The following is a 2,593-nucleotide window of genomic DNA, read 5'->3' on the forward strand; positions in this document are numbered from 1 at the left end:
GCCACGATCCCTAGATGGTCTAGATTCGATACTTTCATCTCTGTATTAATATTTACCTCCTCTTTTTTGATTTTCGATGATTTTGATTTTCGGTAATTATTTTACCCTTCCATTACGAGCGGAATGTAGGAAATAATAAAAGCGATCGCACTTTTTCTCAATCACCCTTAACTCTTCCAAAATATCCAACTATTGAACAGATAAATCTTTGAGCTTTGTCTTTGTAAGCAAATTCCGAATGCTTTGTAGATCAACAGATTTTTCACTGTAGAATTTCAACGCATTATCTAGTAATGCTTCATCACTATTACCAGATGCGGATGCACGCAGTCTTTCAAATACCATAGCAGCGTTATTAAAGAGCTTAACGATATCTTCATGAGACATGTAACTAATCTCTTGAAGATGAGGTAATGTAAGCTTATCTATTGTGGTGCGTGGAGAAATAATTATAGTGAAACAAGGCATAAATTCAGGAATAAGTTTATCAGCCCTAGTTCTGACTTCATGTCTACCTGCCTGTGTAACTGTATCTAATGAAATACCTTTTGTAGGTGACTCATTAGTTTTAGCTTCAAAAACAAATGCAACCAAATCACCAAAAATCCATAAGCCATCTGGAGCGCCATCATCTTTCCATTGATGTGTTTTTGCTCCTAGCATTCTTCCTAAAATGGCTAATCCATTTTCAAATTTCTTAGCTTCTTGAGCCTCTATAATTCTTTGAGTCTCTGTTAGTTTTTTTGCAAATTTACTACCTGAGATTCCCCACTCTTGAAGTAAACTATCAATTTGTTGAAACCATTCTTGTAGTGGTAACTCTCTATCAATCAATTTGTTGGAATTACCTGATAGATCAGAACGTAATTTTTCTATCCAAGTAAGTGAACAACTGGCTGCTGATTTTTCCAAATATGAAACAGTAGCGTTTTTGAAGGTTTCGTTATCCAAATATTTCCACGCTAAAAAGGCAGAAGTTGCTGCTTGATGATACCAAAATGCTCTATATGGTTTAAGGTCTGATCCACCTTCTATAGCTTCAAGAACCTTTTGTGCTAGGGTTAAAGCTTTTTCATGTTGTCCTTGCCACGAAGCATATACATAATCAATTTCATAAGGCATAGCTTTGGCTAGAGATATTACTGTGGAATCAGGTGTTTTTTCAAATGAGTCACGTTGCTTACGAATATCTTGTTCTGCTTCTTGCCATTCTGGTACACGATTTAGAAATGCTTCAGAAAGTTCGACAAAATCTGAAGTGGTGTAATCCATAGAATTTTGTAGCCCAAACGAAATTTCAGCTTGTAGTTCGGGATGCATACCTTGAGTGAAATTTTTAGTGCAGCATCGTTTCGTAAGTTTATCGTCAAGAATTATGACTACAGAATAATCACTCTCATCTCGGGTACATCTTCCCATAGCCTGTGTGATTCGTGTTCGGATACGATTATATAGCTGAGAAGATGCGAATAGTCTAGTTCTCATGTACATTTCTTGTAGACCTGAAGCTGATGGTTCACCATCTAAGACCATGAATCTACAATCATCTGCTGGTAGATCAATACCATCGTAGCGGGTAGCCAAAAGAAGAATAGATGGACTTGAACATCTTGTAAATTTATCTAGATTCTGTTCAATATCATCTGATTTAACTATAGTGTGAGATTTAGACAGTTTCTCTTCCCATTCTTTCAGGTTATTATTATCAGGAACCAAAATAAGAGCGCGAGGGACTTTTTTAATCATTTCGATTACAGTCTCTTTAGGATCTAAATCAGAAGATTGTCTTGGGAATAAAATTAATCTTCTTCCCGTACTTCTTTTATGCCACTCTTCAGGAATTGGCAATCTAGCAATTTTTTTTACTCCAAATACTCTTTCAATATCTCCATCTTCCCCCAAGGTAGCAGACATATAAATACGTTGCTTAGCGCCAGAAAATGGTTGATGGTTTAGTGAGGGTGGAATAATTGGTCGAATTTCAATACTTTTGGCAGATATATAAATTGAGCAAGATTCTAGATGTGATGAAAGGACACTCCAAGAGTACATTAAGTCTTTATCATTTTTAGTAAATTCTCCCAATATCCGCTCAAGCTCAGGAATGTATTCATAGCAGGAAATATTGGAAATTAGATCAACATGTTCTTCTGAGGGCTTAATTACCCCTAAATCAATTTGATAATTCACATAGTCTGGTATAGCTGATTGAAGTAATCTATGTATAGATATAAATAGGTCTTTGTGCTTTACTCTTTGGATAGTAAGAGTCCATAAGTCTGCAACATAGTTATCTGCTGCATGAGCATCATCGCAAATAATTACTTCAGGATCATCTATACGTGGATTCGTATTAAAAACTCCACTATATGTTGATATTGCGATTGACTTACCTTGCTGATATTGAAAAAACAAAGACGAATCATATTGACTTTGTGGACCGACAAGTAAAGAAGTTTTTATAGAACCCATTTGGTATCTTAGGAAGCCTTAGCGAGGCGCTTAAGCATAAGCCTGATAAAGCAAAGATGAATTCTCGCATTAGCATTGTCTAAAGTTCTGTCAAAGTTTTTGACCAGACTTTTACAACGAT

1 protein-coding gene and 1 pseudogene are annotated in these 2,593 nt (G+C 35.8%); both read right to left on the reverse strand.

Annotation, left to right across the window (positions count from 1 at the left end):
- Positions 1–189: 189 nt before the first annotated feature.
- Positions 190–2,472: a helicase C-terminal domain-containing protein gene (locus B9G53_RS00090; RefSeq protein WP_094528302.1), complete on the reverse strand. Its 2,283-nt coding sequence runs from the start codon at positions 2,470–2,472 to the stop codon at positions 190–192.
- An 8-nt stretch (positions 2,473–2,480) separates the two neighbouring features.
- A pseudogene (locus B9G53_RS28875) lies at positions 2,481–2,593 on the reverse strand (DDE transposase); the annotation flags it as partial.

Source organism: Pseudanabaena sp. SR411, assembly GCF_002251945.1.
Taxonomy (GTDB): domain Bacteria; phylum Cyanobacteriota; class Cyanobacteriia; order Pseudanabaenales; family Pseudanabaenaceae; genus Pseudanabaena.